The sequence below is a fragment of the Frankia sp. AiPs1 genome (assembly GCF_023716945.1).
In the GTDB taxonomy this organism is placed as follows: domain Bacteria; phylum Actinomycetota; class Actinomycetes; order Frankiales; family Frankiaceae; genus Frankia.
In genome coordinates this window covers 1-1,934 of record NZ_JAMQQF010000814.1, presented here as the reverse complement: position 1 = coordinate 1,934, position 1,934 = coordinate 1, and the positions used below count along the sequence as shown (strand labels likewise).

The following is a 1,934-nucleotide window of genomic DNA, read 5'->3' as shown; positions in this document are numbered from 1 at the left end:
CCCTGGGACCGGGTGAGCGCCGCGACCCCGAACGAGCAGGAGGCCAGGCTGCTGCTGGCGGCGGCCGGCGATCCGGCGGCCACCGGCCCCGGGGCGGAGCTGGCGGCCGCGTTCGGCCGCCGGTTCGCGACGCCGCTGGTGTGCGTCACCAGGGCGGAACACGGGGTCGCCGTCTGGGACGGCACCCGAGGATGGGCCCGCCCGGCCCATCCCACGACCGTCGTCGACACCACCGCCGCCTCGGACGCGTTCACCGCCGCGCTCACCCACGTCCTGTTCGCCGCCGACGCCACGAACACCGACACCACGAACACCGACACCACGAACACCTATGCCGTCCGGCCCCGGGCGCCTGTCGCGGGCGCCTGGCCACCCGGCCTCGTCGAGGCTGCCGTCGAGGCGGGCCTTGCCGCAGCGGCCTGGACGGTTCGCCACCGCGGCGCGCTCGATGCGCTGCCCCGCCTCGCCGGTCCGCCCCCCGCGCGGGTGCCAACCGGCCCCCCTGACCCCCGAAGGGGTATTCCGGCATAAAGCCTAACTGGACAAGGGCGTGTAGGTGGGCGGATAGCGGGTAATCCTGCGACAGTCAGATATCACCCCCGCTGAAGGAGCAGTCATGGCCACCCGGGTAGGGACCCGAACCAGCAGCATCAGCCTCGGTACACTTCTCTATCTCATCGTTGGAGTGGTCATCACCGCGAGCCAGGACTACTGGAACTTCACGGACTGGGACGGCCACGCGCTGAGCAGTTTCTTCACCGCCCTCGTCGCGACCCTGCTGTGGCCGCTCGCCATCTTCTACACCTTCGCCCTGCACACCCGCTGACCGCTTGCGCGGCATTCGAGGAGGCCGCACGGCTTTCCCCACAACCGGCCAGTACCAAACTCGGCAGCTGTTCACCCCGCCGCGTCCGGCCCTGGCACCGATGCCCGGGCCGGATCGGCATGCCCGCCCCGCGTCCCAAGCCGGCCGGGTCGCCGGGTCGCCCGAGGGCGCCGCAGGTGGCGCAATAAAGCGGCCATCATCGGGTAACCATCCCGGTTGCTGCAGGCCCGACTGTTGCCGTGTACCGACGGATCGCGGATAGACTGCGGCCGGCCGACACCGGGCGTAGGCGCCGTCGGTTCCAGCGACTCGCGGGCAGGCCCGCGACCGGACAGGGAGGCAGCCCGATGGAACCGTGCCGGATCGTCAGCGTCGTGGGGAACCCGAAGGCGGCCTCTCGGACCAGGCAGGTCGCCGAGGCGGTGGCCGGCCGCGTCGCCACCTCGCTGGCCGCGAGCGGCTTCGAGACGTCCGCGGAGGTCATCGAGGTCGGCGAGCTGGGTGCCGGCCTGCTCGGCTGGGGTGACCCGACCGTCGGGGCGGCTCTGGCCACCATCCGGGCGGCTGACGTCCTCGTCATCGCCACGCCCACCTACAAGGCGACTTACACCGGACTACTCAAGCTGCTCCTCGACCAGATCGGCGGCGGTGAGCTCGCCGGTCTGCCGGCCATCCCGGTCCAGGTGGCCGCCGCGCCGCAGCATGCCCTGGCGGTGGAGGTACACCTGCGCCCCGTGCTCGTCGAGATCGGCGCAGCCTGCCCGACCACCGGGCTGTTCGTCCTCGACTCGGCGCTCGCCGAGCTCCCCACGCAGCTCGACGCCTGGGGCTCGGTGAACCTCCCGGCGGTGAGCGCCCTCGTCGCGGCCCGACGCGCGGTCACGGCGCCGTCCGCCTGACCGCCGGTCCCGGCCGGAGAGTCGATCAACACCTCGCGGCACCGATCACGGCCAGCGGCGCGCAACGGTCCGTGGAGCAGCCCTAACCAGCTCCCCCGATCTCGGGGTTGACCCGCACCTGCGGCAGCGGCCCGACCATCACGCCGGGCTGCGCCGCCGCCCGACCCGGGTCCGGCGCCGCCCGACCCGCGGACCGCGCGCCCGTGTCG

The 1,934-nt window shown here is 73.1% G+C and carries 3 protein-coding genes; all 3 read left to right on the top strand.

Annotation, left to right across the window (positions count from 1 at the left end; translation table 11 throughout):
* A partial coding sequence (locus ND748_RS30950; protein ID WP_251749852.1) for a PfkB family carbohydrate kinase occupies positions 1-531 on the top strand: 531 nt, incomplete at its 5' end.
* Positions 532-616: 85 nt separating this feature from the next.
* On the top strand, positions 617-826 hold the full coding sequence (locus ND748_RS30945) for a hypothetical protein (RefSeq protein ID WP_011602017.1): 210 nt from the start codon (positions 617-619) through the stop codon (positions 824-826).
* Between the two features lie 347 nt (positions 827-1,173).
* Entirely contained in the window at positions 1,174-1,725 is a 552-nt protein-coding gene (locus ND748_RS30940) for an NADPH-dependent FMN reductase (RefSeq protein ID WP_251749851.1), read from the top strand.
* Positions 1,726-1,934 lie beyond the last annotated feature (209 nt).